At 64.7% G+C, this 24,982-nt stretch carries 28 protein-coding genes; 9 read left to right on the top strand and 19 right to left on the bottom strand.

The genetic code is table 11. The features are described from left to right. Positions 1-22 precede the first annotated feature (22 nt). The 4 genes from FQK05_RS01285 (at position 23) to FQK05_RS01270 (ending at position 3,858) form a co-directional block, all read left to right on the top strand. The gene (locus FQK05_RS01285; RefSeq protein WP_158963823.1) at positions 23-1,435 is read left to right on the top strand and encodes an aminotransferase-like domain-containing protein; all 1,413 of its coding nucleotides are present in this window, start codon (positions 23-25) and stop codon (positions 1,433-1,435) included. 167 nt (positions 1,436-1,602) lie between these two features. Continuing rightward, a complete protein-coding gene (gene rplM / locus FQK05_RS01280) occupies positions 1,603-2,061 on the top strand; it encodes a 50S ribosomal protein L13 (protein WP_158963821.1) in 459 nt (152 codons plus the stop codon). Positions 2,062-2,069: 8 nt separating this feature from the next. Beyond that, positions 2,070-2,561, top strand: a complete 492-nt coding sequence (gene rpsI, locus FQK05_RS01275) for a 30S ribosomal protein S9 (protein WP_158963819.1) — start codon at positions 2,070-2,072, stop codon at positions 2,559-2,561. Between the two features lie 226 nt (positions 2,562-2,787). Beyond that, the gene (locus FQK05_RS01270; RefSeq protein WP_158963817.1) at positions 2,788-3,858 is read left to right on the top strand and encodes a type I restriction endonuclease; all 1,071 of its coding nucleotides are present in this window, start codon (positions 2,788-2,790) and stop codon (positions 3,856-3,858) included. 28 nt (positions 3,859-3,886) lie between these two features. Here FQK05_RS01270 and FQK05_RS01265 read toward each other — a convergent pair whose 3' ends face one another. The 9 genes from FQK05_RS01265 to guaA form a co-directional block, all read right to left on the bottom strand. After that, positions 3,887-4,303, bottom strand: a complete 417-nt coding sequence (locus tag FQK05_RS01265; RefSeq protein WP_158963815.1) for a hypothetical protein — start codon at positions 4,301-4,303, stop codon at positions 3,887-3,889. 163 nt (positions 4,304-4,466) lie between these two features. Continuing rightward, complete coding sequence (locus FQK05_RS01260; RefSeq protein WP_158963813.1) at positions 4,467-5,084, bottom strand: TetR/AcrR family transcriptional regulator; 618 nt, start codon at positions 5,082-5,084, stop codon at positions 4,467-4,469. Next, positions 5,077-5,946, bottom strand: coding sequence for a polyphosphate kinase 2 (gene ppk2 / locus FQK05_RS01255; RefSeq protein WP_158963811.1), 870 nt, complete (start codon positions 5,944-5,946; stop codon positions 5,077-5,079). The genes FQK05_RS01260 and ppk2 overlap by 8 nt, the downstream gene beginning before the upstream one ends. Before the next feature lie 66 nt (positions 5,947-6,012). Beyond that, positions 6,013-6,978 (bottom strand): alpha/beta fold hydrolase, encoded by a 966-nt coding sequence (locus tag FQK05_RS01250; protein WP_158963809.1) that lies wholly within the window; start codon positions 6,976-6,978, stop codon positions 6,013-6,015. After that, complete coding sequence (gene metA, locus FQK05_RS01245) at positions 6,962-7,879, bottom strand: homoserine O-acetyltransferase MetA (RefSeq protein ID WP_158963807.1); 918 nt, start codon at positions 7,877-7,879, stop codon at positions 6,962-6,964. Before metA ends, FQK05_RS01250 begins: the two co-directional genes overlap by 17 nt. A gap of 327 nt (positions 7,880-8,206) precedes the next feature. Beyond that, positions 8,207-9,079 carry an ATPase gene (locus FQK05_RS01240; protein ID WP_158963805.1) on the bottom strand — a complete coding sequence of 291 codons (873 nt, stop codon included), beginning with the start codon at positions 9,077-9,079 and terminating at the stop codon, positions 8,207-8,209. Positions 9,080-9,131: 52 nt separating this feature from the next. Continuing rightward, positions 9,132-10,091, bottom strand: a complete 960-nt coding sequence (locus FQK05_RS01235) for a DMT family transporter (protein ID WP_158963803.1) — start codon at positions 10,089-10,091, stop codon at positions 9,132-9,134. A 10-nt stretch (positions 10,092-10,101) separates the two neighbouring features. After that, on the bottom strand, positions 10,102-10,989 hold the full coding sequence (locus FQK05_RS01230; protein ID WP_158963801.1) for a DMT family transporter: 888 nt from the start codon (positions 10,987-10,989) through the stop codon (positions 10,102-10,104). A gap of 53 nt (positions 10,990-11,042) precedes the next feature. Beyond that, on the bottom strand, positions 11,043-12,602 hold the full coding sequence (guaA, locus tag FQK05_RS01225) for a glutamine-hydrolyzing GMP synthase (RefSeq protein WP_158963799.1): 1,560 nt from the start codon (positions 12,600-12,602) through the stop codon (positions 11,043-11,045). Between the two features lie 155 nt (positions 12,603-12,757). On the opposite strand from guaA, the gene FQK05_RS01220 reads away from it, so the two are divergent. After that, positions 12,758-13,582 (top strand): universal stress protein, encoded by an 825-nt coding sequence (locus FQK05_RS01220; protein ID WP_158963797.1) that lies wholly within the window; start codon positions 12,758-12,760, stop codon positions 13,580-13,582. A gap of 203 nt (positions 13,583-13,785) precedes the next feature. Then, on the top strand, positions 13,786-15,351 hold the full coding sequence (locus tag FQK05_RS01215) for a trimethylamine methyltransferase family protein (RefSeq protein WP_158963795.1): 1,566 nt from the start codon (positions 13,786-13,788) through the stop codon (positions 15,349-15,351). A 25-nt stretch (positions 15,352-15,376) separates the two neighbouring features. Here the strand turns inward: FQK05_RS01215 and FQK05_RS01210 are convergent, their stop codons facing one another. Continuing rightward, positions 15,377-15,730, bottom strand: coding sequence for a DUF6477 family protein (locus FQK05_RS01210; protein WP_158963793.1), 354 nt, complete (start codon positions 15,728-15,730; stop codon positions 15,377-15,379). 234 nt (positions 15,731-15,964) lie between these two features. On the opposite strand from FQK05_RS01210, the gene FQK05_RS01205 reads away from it, so the two are divergent. Continuing rightward, on the top strand, positions 15,965-17,188 hold the full coding sequence (locus FQK05_RS01205) for a DUF6456 domain-containing protein (RefSeq protein WP_158963791.1): 1,224 nt from the start codon (positions 15,965-15,967) through the stop codon (positions 17,186-17,188). 99 nt (positions 17,189-17,287) lie between these two features. On the opposite strand, the gene FQK05_RS01200 is transcribed toward FQK05_RS01205, so the two are convergent. After that, a complete protein-coding gene (locus tag FQK05_RS01200; RefSeq protein WP_158963781.1) occupies positions 17,288-17,815 on the bottom strand; it encodes a peroxiredoxin in 528 nt (175 codons plus the stop codon). A 277-nt stretch (positions 17,816-18,092) separates the two neighbouring features. Between FQK05_RS01200 and lipA the strand changes: the two genes are divergently transcribed. Continuing rightward, entirely contained in the window at positions 18,093-19,046 is a 954-nt protein-coding gene (gene lipA / locus FQK05_RS01195) for a lipoyl synthase (protein WP_158963779.1), read from the top strand. On the opposite strand, the gene FQK05_RS01190 is transcribed toward lipA, so the two are convergent. The 5 genes from FQK05_RS01190 to hpt form a co-directional block, all read right to left on the bottom strand. After that, complete coding sequence (locus FQK05_RS01190) at positions 18,977-19,354, bottom strand: DUF2798 domain-containing protein (protein ID WP_233270314.1); 378 nt, start codon at positions 19,352-19,354, stop codon at positions 18,977-18,979. The two genes, lipA and FQK05_RS01190, sit on opposite strands and share 70 nt — an antisense overlap. A gap of 206 nt (positions 19,355-19,560) precedes the next feature. Further along, positions 19,561-20,463: a c-type cytochrome gene (locus tag FQK05_RS01185; protein ID WP_158963777.1), complete on the bottom strand. Its 903-nt coding sequence runs from the start codon at positions 20,461-20,463 to the stop codon at positions 19,561-19,563. A gap of 14 nt (positions 20,464-20,477) precedes the next feature. Continuing rightward, a complete protein-coding gene (locus FQK05_RS01180) occupies positions 20,478-20,945 on the bottom strand; it encodes a c-type cytochrome (RefSeq protein WP_158963775.1) in 468 nt (155 codons plus the stop codon). 194 nt (positions 20,946-21,139) lie between these two features. Continuing rightward, the gene (locus tag FQK05_RS01175) at positions 21,140-21,355 is read right to left on the bottom strand and encodes a hypothetical protein (RefSeq protein ID WP_158963773.1); all 216 of its coding nucleotides are present in this window, start codon (positions 21,353-21,355) and stop codon (positions 21,140-21,142) included. Next, a complete protein-coding gene (gene hpt, locus FQK05_RS01170) occupies positions 21,352-21,894 on the bottom strand; it encodes a hypoxanthine phosphoribosyltransferase (protein WP_158963771.1) in 543 nt (180 codons plus the stop codon). The genes FQK05_RS01175 and hpt overlap by 4 nt, the downstream gene beginning before the upstream one ends. A gap of 143 nt (positions 21,895-22,037) precedes the next feature. Here hpt and FQK05_RS01165 point away from each other — a divergent pair, with 143 nt between their 5' ends. Beyond that, positions 22,038-22,481, top strand: coding sequence for a type II toxin-antitoxin system RatA family toxin (locus FQK05_RS01165; protein ID WP_158963769.1), 444 nt, complete (start codon positions 22,038-22,040; stop codon positions 22,479-22,481). Between the two features lie 149 nt (positions 22,482-22,630). On the opposite strand, the gene FQK05_RS01160 is transcribed toward FQK05_RS01165, so the two are convergent. The 3 genes from FQK05_RS01160 to FQK05_RS01150 are packed head-to-tail and all read right to left on the bottom strand — an operon-like array spanning position 22,631 to position 24,779. Continuing rightward, positions 22,631-23,125 (bottom strand): CinA family protein, encoded by a 495-nt coding sequence (locus FQK05_RS01160; protein ID WP_233270313.1) that lies wholly within the window; start codon positions 23,123-23,125, stop codon positions 22,631-22,633. Then, entirely contained in the window at positions 23,122-23,622 is a 501-nt protein-coding gene (locus tag FQK05_RS01155) for a phosphatidylglycerophosphatase A family protein (RefSeq protein WP_158963767.1), read from the bottom strand. Before FQK05_RS01155 ends, FQK05_RS01160 begins: the two co-directional genes overlap by 4 nt. Then, entirely contained in the window at positions 23,619-24,779 is a 1,161-nt protein-coding gene (locus tag FQK05_RS01150; protein ID WP_158963765.1) for a bifunctional 2-C-methyl-D-erythritol 4-phosphate cytidylyltransferase/2-C-methyl-D-erythritol 2,4-cyclodiphosphate synthase, read from the bottom strand. Before FQK05_RS01150 ends, FQK05_RS01155 begins: the two co-directional genes overlap by 4 nt. Positions 24,780-24,982: the final 203 nt, after the last annotated feature.

Genomic DNA, 24,982 nt, shown 5'->3' with positions numbered 1-24,982 from the left:
CCGAGAACAGAAAAAGATTGTAATGGATACAATTTGGACCCAGCCGCTGCCCGACGCCAAGGGCCCGAAGTACACCCTGGTCGCCGACACGATCCGGAGAGAGATCGAGGCAGGGCGGATGCCGCCGGGATCGAAGCTGCCCCCGGTACGGGATCTGGCCTATACGCTGGGGATCACGCCGGGCACGGTGGCGCGGGCCTACTCGGTGTTGACGGACCAGGGCCTGCTGGTGGGCGAGGTCGGTCGCGGCACCTTCGTGGCAAGGCCCAAGGACGACATGCTGGTCGACCGACCCGTCGAGATCGACGTGATCGCCCATGGCACCGAACACCGGCACGATCACGACGTGAACCTGTTTTCGCCCCATTTGCCGACGGTGGGGCAGACCGGGCTGATCCGTGACCTCTTTCGGAAATTCGCCGACAATCCGCCCTCGGGGCTGATGCACTATCCCAGCCGCGCCTCCTCGCGCCCTGCGCGCGAGGCGGTGCTGCGTTTCCTGGGCGGGGCGCCCATCGGGCCCGCATCCGCCGAAGACGTGGTGCTGACCAATGGCGGGCAGAATGCCATTTCATTGATCCTGCAGGCGGTGCTGATGGGGCGCCGTCCGGCCGTGCTGGTCGAGGAACTGTCCTATCCCGGCTTCCGCCGCGCGGCCGAACTTTTGCGGGCCGATGTGGTGCCGGTGAAGATGGATGCCCATGGGATCGACCCCCGGGCGCTGGCGGCTGCGATCCGGTCCTGCGATGCGCAGATCCTGTGTACCTCGCCCGAGGTGCACAACCCGACCTTGATCTGCACGCCGCTGGAGCGCCGCGAACAGATCGTCGAGGTCTGCCGGCGCCACGACATCGGTATCCTGGAAGACGACTGCTATGGCGTGTCCCAGGCCACGATCCCGTCCTACCGCATGCTGGCCCCTGAACGGTCGTGGTACGTTTCGTCCATATCCAAGACGATCACGCCGGCCCTGCGCGTGGGCTTTGCGGTGGCGCCCGTTGGGGGCGTCGCGCCCTTGCGGCGCGCGGCCGAACACGGGTTCTTCGGTGTGGCGACGCCGACCGCCGACCTGACCGCGATGCTTCTGTCCCACCCCCGGATCGACGGCGTGGTCGACCAGGTCCGCGCCACGATCGGCCGCTATGTGCAAAGCGCCGTGAACATCCTGGGCGTCTACGATCTGTCCTGGCGGTCCGACGCGCCCTTCCTGTGGCTGTCCCTTCCGCTGGGCTGGCGTGCCGGTTCCTTCTGCCGCGCGGCCGAGGCCGCGGGCGTCCAGATCCGGTCGGCCGAGGACTTTGCCATGCGGTCCGCCAATACGCCCCACGCGGTGCGCATGGCGATCAACGCGGGCGTGCCCATGGAAGCCTTCGAAGCCGCCCTTCAGCGCCTGCGCCGCCTGCTGGACGAGCCGCCGGAGCGGATAGAGGTCTGATTTTTTGTGGTATCAATATACCTAATTTTCAAGCCATTGAAAACGCTTTATTAATTCGCGTACCGCCCTATTGACGGCATCCGATCCGCCGCGTACATCGCCGCAATCCGAATGTCGGGCCGGGCCAGATTGCGCCGGCCCTTCCACTAGAACCAGGACCGACCGCAATGAAAACCTTTTCTGCAACGCCTGCAGACATCGACAAGAAGTGGATCCTGATCGACGCCGAAGGCGTTGTTCTGGGCCGTCTTGCCTCGATCGTCGCGATGCGTCTGCGCGGCAAGCACAAGCCGTCGTTTACCCCGCACATGGACATGGGCGACAACGTGATCGTCATCAACGCCGACAAGGTGCAGATGACCGGCAAGAAGCGCGAAGAAAACTTCTACTGGCACACCGGCTATCCGGGCGGGATCAAGTCGCGCACCAAGGCGCAGATCCTTGAAGGCAAGTACCCCGAGCGCGTGGTCTATCAGGCCGTCAAGCGCATGCTGCCGGGCAACCGGCTGAGCCGCCAGCAGATGACCAACCTGCGCATCTATGCCGGCGCCGAGCACCCCCACGAGGCGCAAGCGCCCGAAGTGCTGGACGTCAAGGCGATGAACAAGAAGAACACCCGGAGCTGACACCGACCATGGCCGATCAGATCAATTCCCTGGAAGAGCTGGCCGCAGTGGCCGGCATCGAGGCGACCCCGGTCGTCGAAGACCTGACCCCGCGCGAACCCGTTCGCGACGAGCTGGGCCGCTCCTATGCCACCGGCAAGCGGAAGGACGCGATCGCTCGCGTCTGGATCAAGCCGGGTTCGGGCAAGGTTGTCGTCAATGGCAAGGAAATGGCGGTGTATTTCGCCCGCCCGGTGCTGCAGATGATCCTGCGTCAGCCGTTCCAGGTTGCCGGCGTCGATGGCGAGTTCGACGTGATGGCGACCGTCAAGGGCGGTGGCCTCTCGGGCCAGGCCGGTGCGGTCAAGCACGGCATCTCGAAGGCGCTGCAGCTGTACGACCCGTCCCTGCGCCCGTCGCTGAAGGCCGCAGGCTTCCTGACCCGCGACAGCCGCGTCGTGGAACGCAAGAAGTTCGGTAAGCGCAAGGCGCGCCGGAGCTTCCAGTTCTCGAAGCGCTGATCCCTTACAGGATCAAGGTTTGGAAATGGCCCCCTCGTGGGGCCATTTTTTTGTGGGGCGCTTTGGTCGATGGCGCAACACAACACCCTTCGACGCGTCGCCTGCGCCTCAATCTTATGCACCTAATCCGCTAAGCGTGCGGCGCGTCTCCCTTCCAGATTGCAGAAAGTTCTTGATCGGCGGTTCCTCGCGGATCAGCATTAAAATCTGCGGAAGGGAGCGCACGATGACTGACTTTTTCGACCAAGTCGTACAAATCTCAAACAGATCAAAGGTTGCCGAACGACAGGCACTTACTGAGGAAGCGACAAAGACATCGGTCATTTTGCCGTTCTTGCAGACGCTCGGCTTCGATGTATTCAACCTCGATGAAGTCATACCAGAGTTCATTGCTGATGTCGGTACCAAGAAGGGCGAAAAGGTTGACTTTGCTGTCAAGATCGACGGCAAGATTGCGATCTTGATTGAAGCAAAGCCATCGAATTCGAAGTTGGGCGACTCGCAGTACAATCAGCTGTTTCGGTATTTTTCTGTGACCGAAGCGCGTTTGGCGATACTCACGAACGGACGAGAAGCGTGGTTCTTTTCGGATACAGATGAGCCGAACAAAATGGATAAGCGGCCATTCTTCAAGTTTGACTTTCAGAATTTTGACAAAGGCCAAGTCGACGAGTTGGCCAGGTTTCAGAAGCCCAACTTTGCGATAGACGCGATTGTGGAGGCTGCTTCAAATCTGAAGTATATTCGGGCAGCCGCGAGCTACATCAAAAGTCAGCTGGAGGATCCTGACGAAGATTTCATCAAGCTGGTGGGTCGAAGAATTCATGATGGGTCGATCACAAAGAGCGTGTCAGAACAAATTCGCCCAGCGATCCAATCTGCTTTGGATGAGATCATCCGCGACCGGATTCAAGACAAGCTGAGCATCACATTCAACGGGGACAAGAAGACCGAGTCGTCCAAACCCGATGAGGCAGTCGGAAGTGAAGCGGTAGCCGATGATGGCATCGATACCACCGGTGAAGAGATTTCAGGGCATCTGATCGTTCGCGCAATTGCCGCACGAATTGTTCCATTTGATAGGATTTATATTCGAGATTCCAAAAGCTATTGCGCAATATTGATGGATGACAACAACAGGAAACCTGTGTGCAGACTGTACTTCAATTCGGCAACGACACGTCACATCGGCATCTTCGACTCAGACAAGAACGAGGTTAAGCACAAGGTAAGCGGGCCGGAAGATCTTTACAGGTTTGCCGATGACATATTAGCGGTCGTTAAATCGTATGCGTGACGAATAATTTTGTGGGAGGTTGTTGCACTTACTTCCCACACTTCGACATATTCACCGACTTCCCCTTCGCCGTCAGGCAGCTCTTCCCGTCGGGTGACAGCTTCACGTTGGCATGATCGCCCTTCAGCGTGGCGCTTTGGACGCCGTTCTTGCCCACGTTTACGTTGGCATTCTGGCCCTTCAGCGTGGCCCCCTTCACGCCGTTCTTGCCGACGTTCAGGTTGGCGTTCTTGCCCTTCACCTTGCCGCCCTTCACCCCGTTCGCGCCGACATTCACGTTGGCATGCTTGCTTTTCAGCGTGGCGCCACTGACCCCGTTCTTGCCCAGGTTCAGGTTCACGTGTTTGCCCTTCAGCGTGACACCGGCATCGACCGGCGGGACTGCGGTCAGAAGCGACAGCGCGGCAAGGACGGGCAGAAGGAATTTCAGGGACAGCGGCTTCATGGGGGCCTCCACGCTTGGGTCCGACGTCTTGCAGGCCTGATATCGACACCTGACGCGGGCGGCGCGGGCTCAGGTCACCGGGGCCAAGGATAGCCGCAGCGCCGGAATGGGGCAAGAAATGGTGGTGGCCGGGCAGGGCGGGTTCAACCGCGGGTGCGTGCCGTCACGCGTCGGGCGGGATCAGGCCCAGGCCCCGCAGGTAGATGCCGATGCCCGATTCCAGCAGGTCCTCGGGCGTATAGGGCGACTGGGCGCCGGGGGCGGCGCGGGCGTAAAGCTCGACGACACCGTGGCTCAGCGCCCAGATATGCGCGCTGAACATCGACGCAGGCGGCCGGCGGTCGGCGGGAATGTGTTTCGACAGGTCGATGGCGGCCTTTTCCAGCACGCCCCGGGCGCGGGCCGAGGCGGCGGCGAGTTCCGGCGTGCGATTCACCGACAGGCCGCTTTCGAACATCGCGATGTAGTGGCCCGGGAACTTGCGCGCAAAGGCCAGATAGGCGCGGCCCGTCGCCTCGAACGCCGCAAGGGCGGACGGCTGGCCGCTGTCATAGGCGTGCTGCATCAGGTCGGCGAAGATCTCGAACCCCTGGCGCGCGGCCTCGGCAATCAGGTCCTCGCGCCCTTCGAAATGGCGATAGACGGCTGCCGGGGTGACGCCCGCGCGCTTCGCGGCCTCGGACAGGGTGAAGCCCTGGGGCCCGCGTTCCTCGATCATTGGCAGGGCGGCGTCGATCAGGGCCTGGCGCAGGTTGCCGTGGTGATAGCCGCGCTTAGTCATCGTAGAGGTCGGGACCCCCGCACAACAGCGGATCCAGGGTGCCAAGCGCCTGGGCATCCTTGCGGTCGTAGTCGAGGTCCACCAGCACCCGCCGGATCGCCGCCAGCCGCGCGCGGCGCTTGTCGTCGCCGCGGACCACGGTCCAGGGCGCCAGTTCGGAATGGCTGCGCAGGAAGGTTTCCTCGATCGCCTTGGTGTAGTCGTCCCACTTGGCCAGGCCTTCGACATCGACGCGGGACAGTTTCCACTGTTTCAGCAGATCCTGTTCGCGGGCCAGGAAACGGCGCAGCTGTTCGGCCCGCCCGATGCTGATCCAGAACTTGTAAAGCCGGATGCCGTCGCCCACCAGCATCTGTTCGAACGGCAGGACCTGGCGAAAGAACTTTTCCCGCTGTTCGACAGTGCAGAAGTCGAAGACCTTTTCCACGATGGCGCGATTGTACCAGCTGCGGTCGAAGAACACGATTTCACCGGCGGCGGGCAGGTGTTCGACATAGCGCTGGAAATACCACTGGGTGGCTTCCTCGTCCGTGGGCTTGGGCAGGGCCACCACGCGGGCGCCGCGGGTGTTCAGGTTTTCCACGAAGCGCTTGATCGTGCCGCCCTTGCCGGCAGCGTCGCGGCCTTCGAACAGGATCGCGATCCGCTGGCCGGTTTCCTTGACCCAGGCCTGCATCCGCACCAGTTCGATCTGAAGCTGGTCGTATTCCCGTTCGTAGTCCTTCGACGGCATCCGCGCGGGATAGGGATAGCCGGGGCTCAGGATATCGCGGGCCGAGGCATCCTTGATCGCGCGGCGCAGGTCCGCCGGCGCGTCGTTCTTGAAATACCGGGAGATGGCGCCGTCGAAGGGCAGGTCCATGGGGTTTCCTTTCGGGCGGCGCGGCCGACGGGCGGTGCACCTTGCTACCCTTCTCTATATGGAATGTTAATCCGCTTCACGCAAATCCGCGCGCCGTGCGGCCCGGTCCACGGCCGCGGCGATCCGGTCTGTCGCGGTGTGATGCGGCATGTGCCCGGCGCCCTGCACGGGGGTCAGGTTCGCGCCGTCCACGGCCCGGGCCAATGGCACGGCATGGCGTTCCAGCCCGACTGTGGTGTCGGCCGTGCCATGCACGATCTCGGTCGGGACGGCGATCTGTCCGTAACGGGGAACAAGGGCGGCGATCTCGTCCCGCAGGGTGGCGCGCTGCACGCCGTTGGCGGCCATCGAGGCTCGGCGCAGCGTCAGGCCGGGACCCACGTGAGCGGCGTACTCTTCGGGCGGCTCTTCGGGAGCGAAGATCGACAGGAGGGCATCGGCGACGGTGGTGTCCGGCACGAAGGCCGTCAGCAGCGGCACCGCGACGACCTGCCCGATCCCGGAGGACGTTACCTGATACAGCGGATCCAGCGGTTCGTCCCAGGTCTGCGAGGGCGAGGCGACCGGCACCAGGGCCGACAGCCGGTCGGGATGGCGAACCGCCCAGGCCAGCGCCACGGCGCCGCCATAGGAATGGCCAAGGACGACGGGTTTGTCCGCCTCCAGTGCCTGTGCCGCCTGTGACAGGATATTGGCCTGGTCGGCGATGCTTTCCCGGCCCGGCATCCGGGGCGAATAGCCGAAGCCGGGCCGGTCCAGGACGATCACGCGATACCGGTCGGCCAGCGCCGGGGCCAGACGGAAGGTCATGTCCCGCAGGTTGCCGCCCGATCCGTGGATCAGCACCACGTCCGGGCCTTCGCCCATCACCAGCGCGTGGATGGTGTTGCCGTCGACCTCGATCAACTGGCCCTGGGGCGGAAACGCCGCCTCGGCCCGCGCTTCCCGCTCGCCCGCGCGCCAGAGCACGAAGGCCCAGAACGCGATCAGGCATGCGGCAAGCGCGAGGAGGATCTTAACGGCCAATCTCATCCATTTCGTAGGGCGTGGTCTGGTAGATCTGGTTGATCCAGTTCCCGTAAAGAAGATGCGCCTGCGACCGCCAGCGGTTCTGCGGCGGCTTCGACGGATCGTCGTCCGGGTAATAGTTCACCGGAATAGCAATCGGCGTGCCATTGGCCACGTCGCGGTCATATTCCTGTTTCAGCGTGTCCCGGTCGTATTCGAAATGGTTGAAGATATAGAGCGCGCGATGCCCCGGATCCTCGACCAGGCAGGGGCCGACCTCGGTCGAGCCCAGAAGCGTGGTCAGGCCGGGAACGGTGTCGATCTCGGCCTGCTTCATCTCGGTCCAGCGGCTGACCGGGATCACGAAGTTGTCGGAAAACCCGTTCAGATAGGGGGAGGCCGGCACAAGATTGTCGTGCCGGAAGCAGCCAAAGGCCTTTTCCGTCAGCAGGTGCTTCTGCACGCCATGGAAATGCGAGATCATCGCCATTCCGCCCCAGCAGACGCCGAAGGTGGAATGGACGTTGGTCTGGGTCCAGTCCATGATCGTCTTCAGTTCGTCCCAATAGGTGACTTCCGGGAATTCCAGCGTTTCCACCGGGGCGCCAGTGATAATGAAGCCGTCGAACTTGTCGCCCCGGACCTCGTCGAAGGTGCGATAGAAGCTGTCCATGTGATCGGACGACGTGTTCTTGGGATTGTGCCCGTTCAGCGCGATCAGCTGAAAATCGATCTGCAGTGGCGTGGCCCCTATCAGGCGGGCGAACTGCGTTTCCGTCTGGATCTTCTTGGGCATGAGGTTCAGCAGGCCGATCTTCAGCGGCCTGATGTCCTGCCGCATTGCCGCGTCTTCCGCCATGACCATGACGCCTTCGCGCCGAAGCACGTCGAAGGCTGGCAGATCGGATGGAAGCTTGATGGGCATCGGAAGATATCCTTGTGATTGGCTCGCTCGAAATAGTCCTGCCCGTGCCGGTGTCAACGGCCCGGAGCTGTGTCCCTTACGGGCAATTGGCACGATCTGCCACGCGGCGGGAACGAACGGGTGCGCTGTCCCGGATCGTGTGCGCGGCATGCCGACCGCCAGGCCCCGCCCGATGACCCCGCAAGATCGGATGCACCACCGCGCGCGAACCCATGTTCCGTTCGGGAAAGAGGGTTGCACGGGGGCGTCGGGCGCAGGTGCGATCCTTCTTTGCGGGACCGTCTGTCAGGGGCAGACCCGTGTTGGACCGAAGGAACGGTCCGGGTCCTATGCGCCGGTCGCCACGCGGTCGTCGATGGCCTCGGCGATCACGTCGATGAAGGTCCCGGTGTCCGAGATCCCTTCGACCTTGGCGGCCGGCACGGTCACGCCCCAGCGGGCCATCGCCTCGTATCTTGGCTGGCGATGCGCAAGGGCACGCGCATAGGCGTAACGGATGAAGGCGTCCGGATCCACACGGTCCGGTGACGCACCCGATTCCGCAAGATAGGCGGCCCATGTCCGGTCCAGGAATTCCGCCTGGTAGGACATGGGCTTTGGCGCCTTGTCGAAGCGGCGGATCAGGGACGCGGTGTGTTCCTCGTCCCCCTTCAGCCAGATCATCAGCGTGGTGTCCGACAGGGCCTTCAGCACCACGTCGTCGGGGTCTTCTGGATCCACCCATTCGCAGATCGATCCACCGGTATCGCAGATGAAATGCGGATAGCCGTAGAGCCGTTCCGACCGGCGGATGAAGTAATCGGTATCCAGCAGCGCCCGGATCTCGGCCGTGCGGAACTGGGCCTGCCGTTCGCGGAATTCGTCGATGGGCCGGCCGCCCTTGTCCGGATCGCCGGGCTTGCCCAGATAGGCGGTGACGGCATTCAGGTTGGAAAACGAGATGTTGGGGATCACCTGGATCGAGTCCGACAGAAGAAGGCCGCGCAGGAACGGGATCTGCATCATGTGCGCGCGGGCATCGTCGGCGATGTATTCGCCCATGTAACAGGTGCCGATCCGGTAATCGATGGAGTAGTGGAACCACTCGCCGCTTTCGCGCAGCATGTGGGACAGATGGGTCTTGCCCAGGCCCGACATCCCGAAAACCAGAATGCGCTTTTGCGGCGCGGCGCGCCATTCCGCCCCGGAATTGTAGATCATGGCCAGTCCCCGTCGCTTTCCCGCAGCCTGATTAGCAGAGCGGCCGCGAGGGTCAATCGCAGGGCGGCACCGGAGCGGACGCTGGCGGGGGAACCTTGCGAAACCGCCGCAGAAGCGTGCCGCGGAAGAACGTGCCGTTCAACGTCAGAAGCCCGGCCCCCAGGATCGCGAAGCCGATGAAGGCCCGCGGCGCCAGCGCCTCGTCCAGAATGACGGTCCCCAGCACGATGGCGACGGGCGCGACCAGCAGTGTGACCAGCAATAGGTTGCCCGACCCTGCGGTGGACAGGATCCTGTAGTAGAGCAGGAAGGCCCCGGCTGTCGCGACCAGCGCGTAATAGCCAAGCGCGGTCCAGGTCACGGCCGTCAGGTCCAGGCTGGGAACGCCGTCATGATACAGCGCCGCGGGTGCCATGCAGACGGCGCCGCCAGTCAGCATTCCGGCGGCGGCCACGATGGGCGGCATCTTCGACAGGTAGATCCGTCCGAAGGCGCCGGCAAAGGCATAGCTGACCGTGGCCGCGATCACCGCGATCTGCGCCATGCTGCGCAGGTCCAGCGCCATCAGGTTCGTCAGGCCTACGGTCGTGGCCACGCCCAGGAAGCCCAGCACCACGCCGACGGTCCGCCGCGCGGTCAGCTTCTCGTCCGCGAAGACCAGCGCCGCCACCAGCACCCCGAAGATCGCGGTCGAGGCATTCAGGATCGCGGCCAGCCCGCTTTCGATATGGACCTGTGCCCAGGCCTGAAGCGAAAAGGGCAGGGCGTTGTTGATGATCCCCATCACCAGGAAGGCACCCCAGACCCTGGGGTCCTTCGGCACCGGCTGGCGGGTTGCCAGAACCACGATCCACAGCGCGCAGGCGGCCCAGAAGGTTCGGTGCAGTACCGCTGTCAGGGGCGGGATCTCCATCACCACGATCCGGGCGGATGGGAAGGTGCCGCCCCAGATCAGGGCCAGAAGGAACAGAAGGGACCAGTCGCGGGGCGACAGGGTTTTTTGCTGGGTCATGCCCGCAAGGTTATTCCGCGCCCGCCGCTGCGGCGACCCGGAGCTTGCGATTTTCCGCAACGATATTGATGTAGTTCCCGCCGAAGATCAGCGCGGCACCGACGAAGACCCAGAGATTCAATGCCTCGTTGTAAAGGAACATGCCGACCACCGCGATGACCGGCAGGCGGACGAAGTCGAAGGGCACCACGGTCGTGGCCGGCGCCAGCGCCAGCGCGTTGGTCACGCAGAAATGCGCACCCAGTCCGCACAGCCCGATGACCACCAGCCAGGGCAGCGTCGCCAGCGTCGGCAGGCCGATATGGCCGTCGATGCCCGAAGCGACCAGCCCGAAGACCAGCTGCATGGATGTCAGCCAGAACAGGATGCAGGCCACCTTTTCAGTCCGGGTCAGGCGTTTGGTGAAGATGAAGGACAGCCCGAAGAAGATCGCGGCCACGGCACCGTAGACGATACCGGGATCGATGCTCGACACGGTGGGCTGCGCCACCAGCAGCACGCCGGCAAAGCCCAGCAGGGCCGAGACCATGCGCACCTGTGTCAGCCGCTCGCCCAGCAGGAGGGGCGCCATCAGGAGAACCCAGATGGGCGAGGTGAATTCCAGCGCGAAGACCTGCGCCAGCGGGATCATGGTGACCGAGGCGAGCCACAGGTTCTGCGCCGTGAAATGCGCGCCGTTCCGCAGCAGCTGTTCGCCGAAGCGTCGTGTGGTGACATCCGACCACCGGCCGCGCACCGTCAGCACCGCGCTGACGATCAGCACGCCGACGATGGAGCGATAGAACATGATCTCGAACGTATCGTGCACGACCGAGGCCGACCGGCCCGCCACCGCCATCAGCGAGAAAGCGACGATCGCGCCGATCATCCAGAACCCGGCCTTGACGATCGGGCTCATGCGCTGTGTCCGCTGTCAGTGCGGCCGAAGGGTGCGGTGCCCCGGACCATCGATCATTCCCACTCGATGGTGCCCGGAGGCTTCGAGGTGATATCGTAGGTCACCCGGTTGATGCCCTTGACCTCGTTGATGATGCGGGTCGCGGTTTCGCCAAGAAAATCGTGGCTGAACGGATAGTAATCCGCCGTCATCCCGTCGACCGATGTCACGGCCCGCAGAGCGCAGGCGAAGTCATAGCTGCGCGCATCGCCCATCACGCCCACGGTGCGGACGGGAAGGATGGCGACGAAGGCCTGCCAGATCTCGTCGTAAAGACCGTGCTTGCGGATCTGGTCGATGTAAACGGCATCGGCGCGGCGCAGGATCTCCAGCTTCTCGCGGGTGATCTCGCCGGGGCAGCGGATCGCAAGGCCGGGCCCGGGGAAGGGGTGGCGGCCGATGAAATGCTCCGGCAGGCCCAGTTCGCGGCCCAGTTCGCGGACCTCGTCCTTGAACAGCTCGCGCAGCGGTTCGACCAGCTTCAGGCCCATCTTTTCCGGCAGGCCTCCCACGTTGTGGTGGGACTTGATCGTGTGCGACGGCCCGCCCGAGAACGAGACCGATTCGATCACGTCGGGGTAAAGCGTGCCTTGCGCCAGGAAACGCGCGCCTTCGATCTGGTCGGCGTATTTCTGGAACACGTCGATAAACAGGCGCCCGATGATCTTGCGCTTGGTTTCCGGGTCCGACACGCCGTCAAGCTCGCCCAGGAACAGCTCCTGCTCCTGCGCGTGGATGACCGACAGGTTCATGTGGTCGCGGAACATGCCCACGACTTCCTCGGCTTCGTTCAGGCGCAGCAGGCCGTGATCGACGAAGACGCAGGTCAGGTTCTCGCCGATCGCCTCGTGGATCAGGGCCGCGGCCACGGAACTGTCGACGCCGCCGGACAGCGCGCAGATGACCTTGGCATCGCCCACCTGTTCGCGGATGACGTTGACCATCTCCTCGCGGTAGGCGGCCATGGTCCAGTCGCCCTTGAAGCCGGCCAGCTTCACGAAGTTTTCGTAAAGCACCTTGCCGTTGGGCGTGTGGTGTACCTCCGGGTGGAACTGCACGGCAAAGAACCGGCGTTCGACATCCGCGGTGATGGCAAAGGGCGCATTGGGCGATGTGCCGTAGACGGTAAAGCCCGGCGCCAGCCGGCTGACATGGTCGCCATGGCTCATCCAGACCTGTTCGGGGCCGTCCTGGAACCAGCCTTCCAGCAGTTCCAGCGGTTCCACCTCGGTCACCTTCGCGCGCCCGAATTCGGCGGTGCCGTGGCCGGAAATCACTTCGCCGCCCAGCTGGTGCATCATCACCTGCTGACCATAGCAGATCCCCAGGATCGGCACGCCCAGGTCGAACACCTCGGCCGGGGCGCGGGGACTGTCGGGATTGGTGACAGATTCCGGCCCGCCCGAGAAGATGACCGCCTTTGGCGCCAGCTCCTTCAGCAGATCGGCCGTGACCGTCTGGTAGGGGCGGATTTCGCAATAGACATTCAGCTCTCTCAGGCGCCGCGCGATCAGCTGCGTCACCTGGCTGCCGAAGTCGATGATCAGAAGGAGTTCGTGCGAGATCTGGGACATGGACACGCACTAAGCCGCCGCAAGGTCCTGCGCAAGAGGTCGCGGACGGGGGTTGCGACACGTCGTACGGTTGTACGCAGGCATTTCGTTCCTAAGTCTTGGAAAATTTGGCGCGGCCCGTTGCCTTGCCGCTTTTCGCGACAGGAGATTTTGCGATGTTCAAGCACATTCTGATGGCTTCGGATCTGTCCACTCGATCGGAGCGGGCGCTGCGCCGCGCCTATCGCGTGGCCGAGGCGACCGGCGCGCGCCTGACGGTCCTGTCGGTCGTGGACGATGACCTGCCGGTCAAGATCGTCGAGCAGATGAAGGAAGAAGCCACCAGCGCGCTGACCAAGCTCTGCGCGTCGATTTCGGACCACGCGGTCGAGATCCGGGTGGCCGTGGCGGACCCGGTCCGCAGCATCGTCGAGGCGACGATGGCGGACGACGTCGACCTGCTGTGCATGGGCGTGCATCGCCCGCGGCCCTTCTGGGACCTGTTTTCCGGCACCACGATGGAACGGATCGTGCGCGCCTGCCGGGTGCCGGTGTTGCTGGTGAAGAACCCGGCCGACCACGATTACGAACGCATCGCCGCGGGTGTGGACCTGTCGCAGTCGTGCTCGGCCGCGATTCGCGCGGCCCACATGCTGGCGCCCTCCGCATCGATGACCGCCTTCCATGCCTATCACGTGCCTTACCGCGGGCTGGTCGCCCCCAGCCAGGCGGCGTCGGCCTTCGAGCCGTTCGAAAGGGAAGCCCAGGGCGCGCTGGACAAGTGGTGGGCCGAAACGCCGCTTCCGGCGGGAATCGCCAAGCCGATCCCGCGCTCGGTCGGTCGCTCGCAGGCGCTGGCCGAAACCATCGCGAACGTGAACCCCGAACTTCTGGCCGTCGGTGCCCATGCCCGCGCCGGACTGGCACCGACCGTGCTGGGCAGCTTCACCGAGGAAATCCTTCGTCATCCGCCCTGCGACGTCCTGATCGTGCGCGGCTGAACGAGATCCCCCGTTCCCTTTCTGTGCCGGGCTGTACCGGTCTTCTGCGGGCCCTTCGGGGCCCGTTCCTGTCGCTGGCAGGCCCGTCCATGTCGCTTTCCCCCCTGACGCGCCGCAAAAACCGCGTCGGGGCCCGCCCGATCCGGGCTATCACGGGTCAGTCCGCGGCAAGCCCGCGGCGGAGGAGGCCATGAGGACCTGACATGAGCGACTTGGGTGACACAGGCGAAGTGGCCGGCCGCGGCCGGCGGGGCCGGGGCGGTGGCGGTGCGGCACGCCGGGCGGAGCGGACGGCCGTCCGGATCGAGACGGCCCGCTTCATCGAACGCAACATCCCGGTGACAGAGCTTCTGGACGAGGAAGCTCTGGAGATCATCGAAACCAACGCCGAAACGGTCCTGGCCGAGATCGGCGTGAACTTCGTCAACAACCCCAAGGCGTTGGACCGCTGGCGCAATGCCGGGGCCGAGATCGAGGGCGAGCGCGTGCGGATCCCCCGCGGCCTGGCGCGCAAGCTCTGTGCCACCGCGCCCGCGAAGTTCACCCAGCATGCCCGCAATCCCCAGAAAAGTGTCGAGATCGGCGGCAATACCCTGGTGCTGGCGCCGGTCTATGGACCGCCCTTCGTGCGCGACCGGGTGCAGGGACGCCGCTATGCCACGATCGAGGATTTCCGAACCTTCGTGAAGCTGGCCTACATGTCGAAATACGTGCACCATTCGGGCGGGACCTTGTGCGAACCGACCGATGTCGCGGTGAACAAGCGCCATTTCGACATGCTGCACGCTCACATGACCCTGTCGGACAAGCCTTATATGGGGTCCGTCACCGAACCGTCCCGTGCGCGCGACTCGGTCGAGATGAGCGAAATCCTCTTCGGCAAGGACTTCGTGGCCCAGAACTGTGTGATGACGTCGCTCATCAACATCAACTCGCCGCTGACCTTCGACGACACGATGATGGGCGCGATGGAAGTCTATGCCGAGGCCGGGCAGGCCTCCATCATCTCGCCCTTCATCGTGGGCGGCGCGATGTCGCCGGTCTCGGTGCTGGGCACGCTGACACAGGTCCTGGCCGAGGTGCTGGCGGGCATCGCCTATTCGCAGCTGGTGCGCCCCGGTGCGCCAGTGATCTTCGGGGCCTTCGTAACCTCGATCGACATGCATTCCGGTGCGCCCACCTTCGGCACGGCCGAAGCCAGCCAGGTTCTTTACGGTGCCGGCCAGCTGGCGCGCCGCCTGGGAGTGCCGTTCCGGTCGGGCGGCGCGCTGTGTGGGTCGAAACTGCCGGATGCGCAGGCGGCCTATGAAACCGCCAACACGCTGAACGCGGCGCTGATGGGCGGCGTGAACTTCATGCTGCATGCCTGTGGCTGGCTGGAAGGCGGACTGGTGTCCAGCTTCGAGAAGTTCGTGATGGATGCCGACCAGTTGGGCGTTCTGCACCGGATGGCGGCAGGGGTGGCCACCGATGCCAATGCCCAGGCGATGGACGCCCTGCGCGAAGTCGGTCCGGGCGGCCACTTCCTTGGTTGCGCCCATACCCAAGCGAACTTTAAGACGGCCTTCTGGTCTTCCGACATCTATGACACGAAGCCTTTCGAAACCTGGATGGAAGACGGCAGTCCCGATACGTTCGAACTGGCCTCGCGCCGGGTCGATCACCTGCTGAACACCTATCAGCAACCGCATCTCGACCCCGAAATCGCGGGCCAGCTGGCCGCCTATGTCGCCGAGCGCAAGGCAGCCATGCCGGACGCTTTCACCTGACCCGGACAGGTGCCGTGGCGGCTGCTTAGCCTGCGGCCGCCACGCAGATCGAAGGGCTCCCCGCGACCGGCGCGATTTCGGGGGTCGTGGCCTCGGCCCGGGCGGTGCGCAGGATCTCTGCCTCGCCCATCATCGCGATCAGCAGATCCACGTGCCGCGGCAGCGAGTAGCTGGCGTCGTCGGTCAGGCGTCGCAAGTCCTGCTCGCGTTCCAGCTCCATCAGGCGCATCAGCGCGGATGCCGGTCGTGGCAGCCCGCCATAGCCCAGAAGCCGTTGCAGATGGCGTTCCCGGCGATAGTCCCGGGCACCAAAGCGCGCAGCCCGGATCAAAAGCCGAGGCCGGCGCAAACCGTTCAACATGCTGAGGATGTCCTGCATCTCCGAGCTCTCCCTTGCGGTTGTCAATGGGGAGGCATCTTACACAACTCTCTGGGGTGTTGCGCATCGGGCCAGAGTTGCGAACGATGGATTCAGCTTGGTTTATCATTTGCATACAATGCTCTGGGTCACCGTGCTGCGTTAATCCTTTGGTAATGCATGCCCCTCTAAGTTGTGGATAAAAAAAGGGATAATTTGACTGGAACTGTGCGCATTCCTCGGGCGGAGGGGCAGATGCCCAGTGCCGATCCGGCCGCAGACGGGCTTCCGGCCTGGGTGCCGGAAGAGGTGCGGCGCTATGTTGCTCACACGGTATTCGGACGGACGATCAGGACCCTGGCAAGGGATGCCGGATGTCATGCATCGACCGTCCTGCGGCAGATCCGGCGGATCGAGCAGCGACGCGACGATCCGCTGGTGGATGCGGCACTGGACAGGTTGGCGGCACGGCATGGGTCATGCGGCCACAATGCGAAGGATCAAGAGGCAATGACCGTCCCCCAGACAAGTTCCGGCCTGCCGGCGGAACGACAGACCGGCCCCCGCGCAGCCATCGCTTCCCGACCGGACCGACGGTCCGACTTCCGGGGCGAATGCGGCGCGGGGCAGAACAGCGCGGAAAGCGAGGCCCATTTCGAACGTGAGGCACTGCGGGTGTTGCGCCGATTGTGCGAACCGGGCGCGGTTCTGGCGGTGGCCGAGAACATGGAAAAGGCCGTCGTGATGCGCGACGACAGCGACGGGACCAGCACACGGACCGCCATTGTGGATGCGGCCGTCGCACAAGGCATGGCGCTGAAGGACTGGATCCTGTGCCCGTCCCCAGGCCGGGTCAGCAAGTACCGGATCACCGCCATGGGGCGATCGGCGCTGAACCGGTTTCTGGCGGCGCAGGAAAACGCGGCGCGGGAAGAAAGCGATTATGGCTTTGCGGATGCGCAACGGCCCTTCGGGTCGGGGCCTGCGCGGTTCCGGAACGATGCGGACTGCGGGCCGGGCGATCGGTCGGCGCGACGCATGCGCTATGTTGCGGTGGAAAGCCCGCTGACGGCACTGTCGCGGCGCAGGGATGGCAACGGGCAGCCCTTCCTGACGCCGGACCTGGTGCGCGCGGGAGAACGGCTGCGAGAGGACTTTGAGCTGTCCCAGATGGGACCATCCATCGCGCAGAACTGGGAATCGTTCCTGACCGGCGGGGTACGGTCGATCGTGGCGGGCGAGGGGGCCAGCCGGGGCACGGCCGGGGCGCGGGACCGCCTGCGCCGGGCGCTTGGCGACCTGGGTCCGGGCCTCAGCGACGTGGCGCTGCGCTGCTGCTGCATGCTGGAGGGGCTGGAGACAGCGGAAAAGCGTCTGGGCTGGTCGGCACGGTCTGGCAAGATCGTGCTTCGGATCGCGCTGCAGCGGCTGAAACGGCATTACGAGGAAACGGCCCTGCAGGATCGCATGATCGGCTGAGGGCGGGGTCCAAGGCCCTTTCGAAGGGCCTTGAAAAGCGCCTTTCACAGGCGCTTGGAACGCCGTTTCAAACGGCGTTCCGCAGCGTCGACCGGTCGCTTAGGCGGCCAGCGACTTCATCAGGTTCTCGGGCGAGCTTTCGCCATAGGGATCTTCGCCGTGGTTGTCGCAACGGCCGGGCTCTTCGAACCATGCCTCGACCACGCCGTCATTGATGATCGCCGCATAGCGCCAGCTGCGCTTGCCGAAGCCCAGGTTGTCCTTGGCGACCAGCATGCCCACCTTTTCGGTGAACTCGCCCGATCCGTCCGGGATGACCTTCACGTTCTCGATCCCCTGGGCCTTGGCCCACTGGTTCATCACGAAGCTGTCGTTGACCGACATGCAATAGATGTCGTCGATGCCCTTTTCCTTGAAGTCGGCGGCCATCTTCTCGAAGCCCGGCAGCTGGTAGGTCGAGCAGGTCGGCGTGAACGCGCCCGGCAGCGAGAACAGGATCACGCGCTTGCCGCCAAAGTAGTCGGCCGTGGTCTTGTCTTCCCAGCGATAGGGGTTCGGGCCGCCGACGCTCTCGTCGCGCACGCGGGTCTTGAAGGTCACGTCGGGGAGCTTGTCGCCTGGCTTCATGTCAATCTCCAGTAAAACAGTTGGGTTTACGGCGGCAACTTAGAACTTTTCCAATTAGGTGCAAGATCCAGCCCGCCGCACTGCGGCAATCGGGCCCGCCTGGGAACAGGATCATGCGCCAACCGCTTATCTTTTGACCGATTTTCCGTGCTGCATCTGCCACACGGCCGGGCCGGGCGATCTGGCACAGGCACGGCGAAACGGCGGCTGGTTGTCTGGCGCGGGCTGTCCTATATTGGAACAGACCCGCTCACAGCCAATGCAAAGGGCCCGACCCGTGCGCGACCTAAAGCTTCCCGATCAGCGTCACCCCGAAAAGGCGCACCGCGCCGACAATGCCCAGCCGAAAAAGCCGGCCTGGATCCGGGTGAAGGCGCCTGGCAGCGAAGGGTATCGCGAAACCGCGAAGATCATGCGCGAGAATCGCCTGGTCACCGTCTGCGAGGAAGCGGGCTGTCCGAATGTGGGCGAATGCTGGTCCCAGGGTCACGCCACCATGATGATCATGGGCGAGATCTGCACCCGCGGCTGTACCTTCTGCAACGTGGCCACCGGCAAGCCCCAGGCGCTGGATGCGTTCGAACCGGGCCGCGTCGCCCATGCCGTCGAAAAGCTGGGCCTGAACCATGTCGTGATCACCTCGGTCGACCGTGACGACCTGGAGGACGGCGGCGCCGAGCACATGGCCCAGACGATCCGCGCCGTGCGCCACCGCAGCCCGGACACCACGATCGAGGTGCTGACCCCCGACTTCCTGAAATGCGCGCCGTCCGCGCTGGAAACGGTGGTCGAGGCGCGCCCCGACGTCTTCAACCACAACCTTGAAACCGTTCCGGGCCTCTACCCCGAGGTGCGGCCCGGCGCGCGCTACTTCCATTCCCTGCGCCTGCTGCAGCGGGTCAAGGAACTGGACCCGTCGATGTTCACCAAGTCGGGTATCATGGTGGGCCTGGGCGAGGAAACCCAGCCCGTCCGCCAGGTGATGGACGACCTGCGGGCGGCCGACGTCGATTTCCTGACCATCGGCCAGTACCTGCAGCCCACGCCGAAGCACCACGCCGTCGTCCGCTTCGTTACGCCCGAGGAATTCGCGGCGCATGAAAAGGCGGCCTATGGAAAGGGCTTCCTGATGGTGTCGGCGACGCCGCTGACGCGGTCCTCCTACCACGCCGGCGACGACTTCGCCCGCCTGCGCGCCGCGCGGCAGGCAAGGCTGGGCACGACGGCCTGAGGACTGCGGCAGGGAATAAAGGCAAGATCAGGCGGCCCGGGACGGCCGCCTTTTTTGTCAGTCCAGTGTGACCGGGCGGCGGATGACCAGGCTGGCCAAATGAAGGCCAGAGGTCCCAAACCCAGCGACAGGACGAAGGCGACGGGCCAGGCGGTGATGAGCCGGCTTAGCCAAGTGCCCACCCACCCGGCGGCAAAGCCCGTCGGGACACTGGTGAAGATCAGCGTCATCAGGAAGGCCATCATCATCGAGATTAAGAATTGCGCCACGATGATGGTCTTCTTCTTTTGGGCGTTCGGTTGGGTCACGATCCCTCTTGCAGAAAACGGGAAGAGGGGGGCGCCCGGACGTGCATCCCCCTTCGGTTTAAGGTGCTGTGGGATGCTTCGTCTCACTCTCGCGGCTGGTTGTGCGAGGCCCGGGCTAACCTGACCGGGCTGCGTCTTTCGGCTGATGTCGCAGCGCAGAAATGGCGCGCCCGATCAACCCGGACGCAGCCGAACGGGATCGCAGATCACGAACCAGAGGCGGGCAGGGCCTTGATGTAGGCCGCGATGGCGGCGCGGTCTTCGGGTGGCAGGTGGGCCATGTTGGACACGACATTCGCCATGTGACCGCCCGCAGAATCGAAATCCGGCGTGAACCCGGTTTCCAGGTAATAGGCGATGTCCTGGGCGCTCCAGTCCAGCTTGTCCGGGGTCAGCCCGGGCACCGTGCCTTCGCCCGAAGGATTGGCCGCGCCGGCCAGCCACCGGTTCCGGTCCAGCCCGCCGATGGCGTTTCGGGGGGTGTGACATTCGCCGCAATGGCCCGCGCCTTCGACCAGGTAGCGGCCGCGTTCCAGTTCCGGCGACAGATCGCCCGTCATCACCCAGTCCGGGGTCAGGAACAGCCTGTCCCACAACCCGATCCCCCGCCGGATGGTGAAGGGGAACGGCACGTCGTGCGCCTTGCTCGGCGTGGAATCCGCTGGCAGCGTCTTCAGGAACGCATTCAGGTCGACGATGTCCTGCCGTTCCAGGTGGACATAGGAGGTGTACGGGAAGGCCGGATAGAAATGGGTGCCGTCCGGCCCGATCCCGTGGGTCAGCGCATTGGCCAGGTCGATGACGGACCAATCGCCGATCCCGTGGGTCGGATCCTGCGAGATATTGGGGGCATAAAAGGTCCCGAAGGGCGAAGCCAGGCTGTCGCCCCCCGAAAGCACCAGCATGTCGTCGCCGGTCGCACCTGGCGCGGCATGGCAACTGGCGCAGCCTCCGGCCCAGAACATCGTCTCGCCATGGGCCACGTCGGGCGTCAGCGCGTCGATCGCGGCAACGGACTCGCCGTCCAGGCCGATGGGCCGGGTCAGATACCAGAAGGCCGCCGCCCCGACCAGGGCCAGGACGACAAGGACACGCAGGATCCGTTCCATCCGTCAGCCGGCGATCAGCTGGCCGGTGTGCGATAGGCCTTGTGGCAGGCGCTGCAGGCGCCGCCGACAGCCCCCATGGCCGCGCCGATGGCCTGCTGGCTTTCGCCGGCGGCGGTCTTCATCGCTTCGGTCGCGGTGTGCAGGCTGTTCCACTTGGCGGTGAAGTCGTCCATGTTCGTCCAGATCTCGGCCTTGGCGCGGCTGCCGTCCAGGGCGCCGGCCTCGCTGCCTTCGGGCCACAGCAGGTGCTGGTCGATGCTGCTGACGACATAGAGCGTTTCGGCTGCGGCTTCGGCCTTGATCTTCTCGTACTCGACCTGGCCCTTGGCCATGCCGCCCAGGATGCCCAGGGCGTGGGCCATCAGGCTCATTTCGCCATGGCGGGCCGCCATCGCGGCCTCTCCGGCCTCGTCGGCCAGGGCCGGTTGGAAGGACAGCCCCAGGGTGGCGGCGGTGACGGCGGGCAGAATAAGCGACTTCATGAATGGCTCCTGATTGGTCGGACCGGTCAGGCCGGGCACCGAAAACTGGCTTTCATCTCGAACCCGAGCTTGCGTGTATCCCGCCCACCTGTCCAGCCCTTGCAGCCGGCCGAAGGCACCTCTGCCGCGGAACGTCCCTGACTTTTTCGCGAGCGCGCCCGGCAGGCCCATTGCGCCCTGCGCGGGTCCTGACCCTAGTCGCCCGATTGCGATCCGTCGGTCGGAACGGTGGTCGTATGGATCTTGCGCGACCGGTCGGCGGTGGCCCAGTCAGGCCAGATATCCCATTTTTCCAGCCCTGCGATCAGGAAGCTGATCCCCAGCATGATCGCCATCACGATCATCCGGCGCCGGCCCGGCGGGTTCTTGGCCAGCCGCGACAGCCGGACGAAATGGCGGGGACTCATCATGTGAAGCGTACCTTGCCGATGAAGGGCAGGTTGCGGTTCCGCTGGGCATAATCGATGCCGTAGCCCACGACGAATTCGTCCGGGATCTCGAACCCGATCCAGTCGGCGCGGAAATCCACCTCGCGCCGGGACGGCTTGTCCAGAAGGGCGATGGTCTTCAGCTTCCGCGGCTGGCGGCTGCGCAGCAGGTTCACGACATGGTTCAGCGTGTGGCCCGTGTCGACGATGTCTTCGACCACCAGCACGTCGCGCCCTTCGATGGCGCCGCGCAGGTCCTTCAGGATCTTCACCTCGCGGCTCGATTCCATCCCGCTGCCGTAGGACGACGCCTCCAGGAAATCGACCTCGATCGCCAGGTCCAGTTCGCGCACCAGATCGGCGATGAAGATGAAGCTGCCCCGCAACAGGCCCACCACCACCAGCTTGTTCGTGTCCGCGTATTCCTCCTCGATCTCGGCCGACAGTTCCTCGATCCTTGCCGCGATGGCCTTGGCCGAGATCATCTGGTCGATTACATACGGCTTCTGTTCCGCGCCCATGCGCGCACCCCCAACTGGTTTCGGGGCCACGTGTGCACCTTGTGCAAACCGTGGCCCCCCTTGATCTTTCGGGCCCAACATACGACAGAACGGCCCACTGTCACCCGTCCCGATCCCGAAAAAGGCCGCGCCTGCCCGATCTCATGACCACCCATTCGGAAACCCGCACGCTCCCCTATACCGCGCAGCAGATGTACGATCTGGTCGCGGATGTCGCCCGCTACAACGAGTTCCTGCCGTGGTGCTCGGCCGCGCGGATCAACAAGCGCACGCCCATCGAAGGCGGCGAAGAGATCGAGGCCGACCTTGTGATCTCGTTCAAGGTCTTCCGGGAAAAATTCGGCAGCCGCGTGCGCCTCTTCCCCGAGCAGAAGCGGATCGAGACGACCTATATCGACGGCCCCTTCAAGTACATGGAATCGGTCTGGTCGTTTCGCGACATCGACGGCGGGTCCGAGGTGCATTTCCATGTCGATTTCGAATTCAAGTCGGCCATGCTGCAGCGCCTGATCGGCGTCGTCTTCAACGAGGCGATGACCCGCATCGTCCGCGCCTTCGAACAACGCGCCCACAAGCTCTACGGCTGACAGGGGACGTCAGAGGCGCCTTTCGGGTGGTGACGGTTTGATCAAATCGACTGGCAGGCGCGGGACCGAAGCCCGTTTTTTCCGCGCCCTGCCAACTGATGATTTTCAGGGCGGACGTATTCGCGCCCGTGCCGAAAAACCAAGCTGGATCAGCCCATTTCGGACAATGCCGCCGCCAGAAGGTCCAGCGCGTGGTCGCGGGACACGGCGCGTACGGCGGCCCGGCCCAGAGAGCCGAAATCGCAGGTTTCGGCACGGGTGGTCAGGCCCTTGCCGGCAATGGCAAAGCAGACGCGGCCTTCGGGCTTGTTGCCCGACCCGCCGGGGCCCGCGATCCCGGTGATGGCGACGGTCAGGTCGGCGCGGGAATGGGCCAGCGCGCCGTCGGCCATTTCCAGCGCCGTTTCCTCGGATACCGCGCCGTGTGCCTTCAGGGTTTCGGCGGTGACGCCCAGCATCTCGCGCTTGGCTTCGTTGGAATAGACGACGAAGCCCCGTTCCACGACCAGGGACGACCCCGGCACGTCGATCATAGCGGCAGAAACCATGCCGCCGGTGCAGCTTTCGGCAGTGGCGATGCGGATGCCCTTTGCCTTCGCGGCTTCCAGCAGGGCGGGGATGTCGGCGGAACCGGGCTGTGTCACAGGCGCATTACTCCGTGGGCGATCCCGGCCATGATTATCACGCCCAAGGCTGCCAGCACACCGGCAATCAGGTCGTCGCTCATCACGCCGATGGCGCCGTCCTTGCGGTCGGCCCAGCCGATGGGACCGGGTTTCCAGATATCCAGCAGGCGGAACAGGATGAAGCCCGAAACCAGGCCCGGCCACAGCGCCAGCAACGACACGTCGTTGCCCGCCGCGCCGAAAGAGATCGGCAGAAGGGTCACCAGCTGGCCCGCGACCTCGTCGATGACGATGTCGGGCGCGTCGTGCTGCCAGCCGTCGCGGTGCATCCGGTCTGCCGCCCAGAGGCCTGCGCCGATCAGGACGCAGATCAGCGCCACCAGCAGCAGCGGACCGCCGATCCAGTGGACCAGGAACAGGATGGGGAAGGCCGCCAGCGATCCCCAGGTGCCGGGCGCCGGGCGCAGGCGGCCCACGCCGCAGACAGTGCCCACCATGGTCGCCAGGTTGCTCATGCCCGCACCAGCATCGCGGTGGCCTGCGCCGCGATCCCTTCGCCCCGGCCGGCAAAGCCCAGCCGTTCCGTCGTCGTGGCCTTCACCGAGACGTCGGCCGGCGACATGCCCATGATCGTCGCCATCGCTTCGCGCATGGCCATCGCGTGGGGCCCGATCTTGGGGCGTTCGCAGATCAGGGTGCAGTCGACATTGCCGATGCGGTAGCCGCGTTCGGCCGCAAGGGCCACGGCATGGCGCAGGAAGACGGCGCTGTCGGCGCCCTTCCACTGCGGGTCCGTGGGCGGGAAATGCTGGCCGATATCGCCATCCGCCAGTGCGCCATAAATCGCGTCGGTCACGGCGTGCATGCCCACATCGGCATCCGAATGGCCGGAAAGCGTCCGGTCGTGGGGCACGGCCACGCCGCACAGGATCACGTGATCGCCGGGCGCGAAACGGTGCACGTCAAAGCCGTTGCCGACCCGGATGGGCAGCAGGTCGGGTTCGCTGCGCGCGGCAAGGATGCGCTCGGCCCGGGCGAAATCTTCGGGCGTGGTGATTTTCATGTTGTCGGCCTGTCCCGGCACGATGGTAACCTCCATCCCGGCGGCGCGCGCCACCTCTACGTCGTCGGCAGCAGGGGCCTGGCGCGCCCGATGCGCTGCGCGGATCGTATCTATGTGAAATCCTTGCGGAGTCTGTGCGGCATATAGACCGGCGCGATCCCGCGTTCCGGTCACCTTGCCGTCGCCCCCGGTCCACAGCGCGTCCGTGACGGCCAGCCCCGGCGCCGCCGCCGGGCCGTGGTCCAGCGCGTGCGCCACCGCTTCGATCAGGTCGACGGAAACGCAGGGCCGTGCCGCATCGTGTATCAGGACGCGTGTCGCGCCGGTGCCATTCAGCGCGGCCAGCCCGGCGGCGACCGAGTCGGCGCGTTCCGCACCGCCTGCCGCCAGAATCAGGTCGGTCCCGGCAAAGTCGGCACGGGCGTCCGCATCGTCCCGGGGCAGCACCAGGGCGATCGGCCCGACCGATGGGGCGGCGCGAAAAGCATCGATAGTCCAGTCGATTACGCGCCGACCTGCAATCATCCGCCATTGCTTGGCCAGCCCGCCGCCGGCCCGCGTACCGCGGCCTGCAGCGACGATCAGGGCGGCGGTCGGGTCGGACGGCATGGCGGGGGCTCGCGTTGGGATGTGATGGCTGTCGGACCGGACCCCAAAGAGTGATACGCGCGGCGATGCGTCGCGCAGCATCCCGGCTCCGGCTTTTGTTGACGCACTCTTTACGCGGTGGCGCAGCGAGGGGCAATCAGCGGGTCATTTGTGTTCAATAATTAGGCATACGGCTGACCCGGCCCAATTTGTCATCCACGATT

It is taken from the genome of Chachezhania sediminis, from assembly GCF_009765275.1.
Classification (GTDB): Bacteria; Pseudomonadota; Alphaproteobacteria; order Rhodobacterales; family Rhodobacteraceae; genus Chachezhania; species Chachezhania sediminis.
Note: the sequence above shows the minus strand (reverse complement) of the source record. Positions and strands in the feature narration are given on the sequence as shown.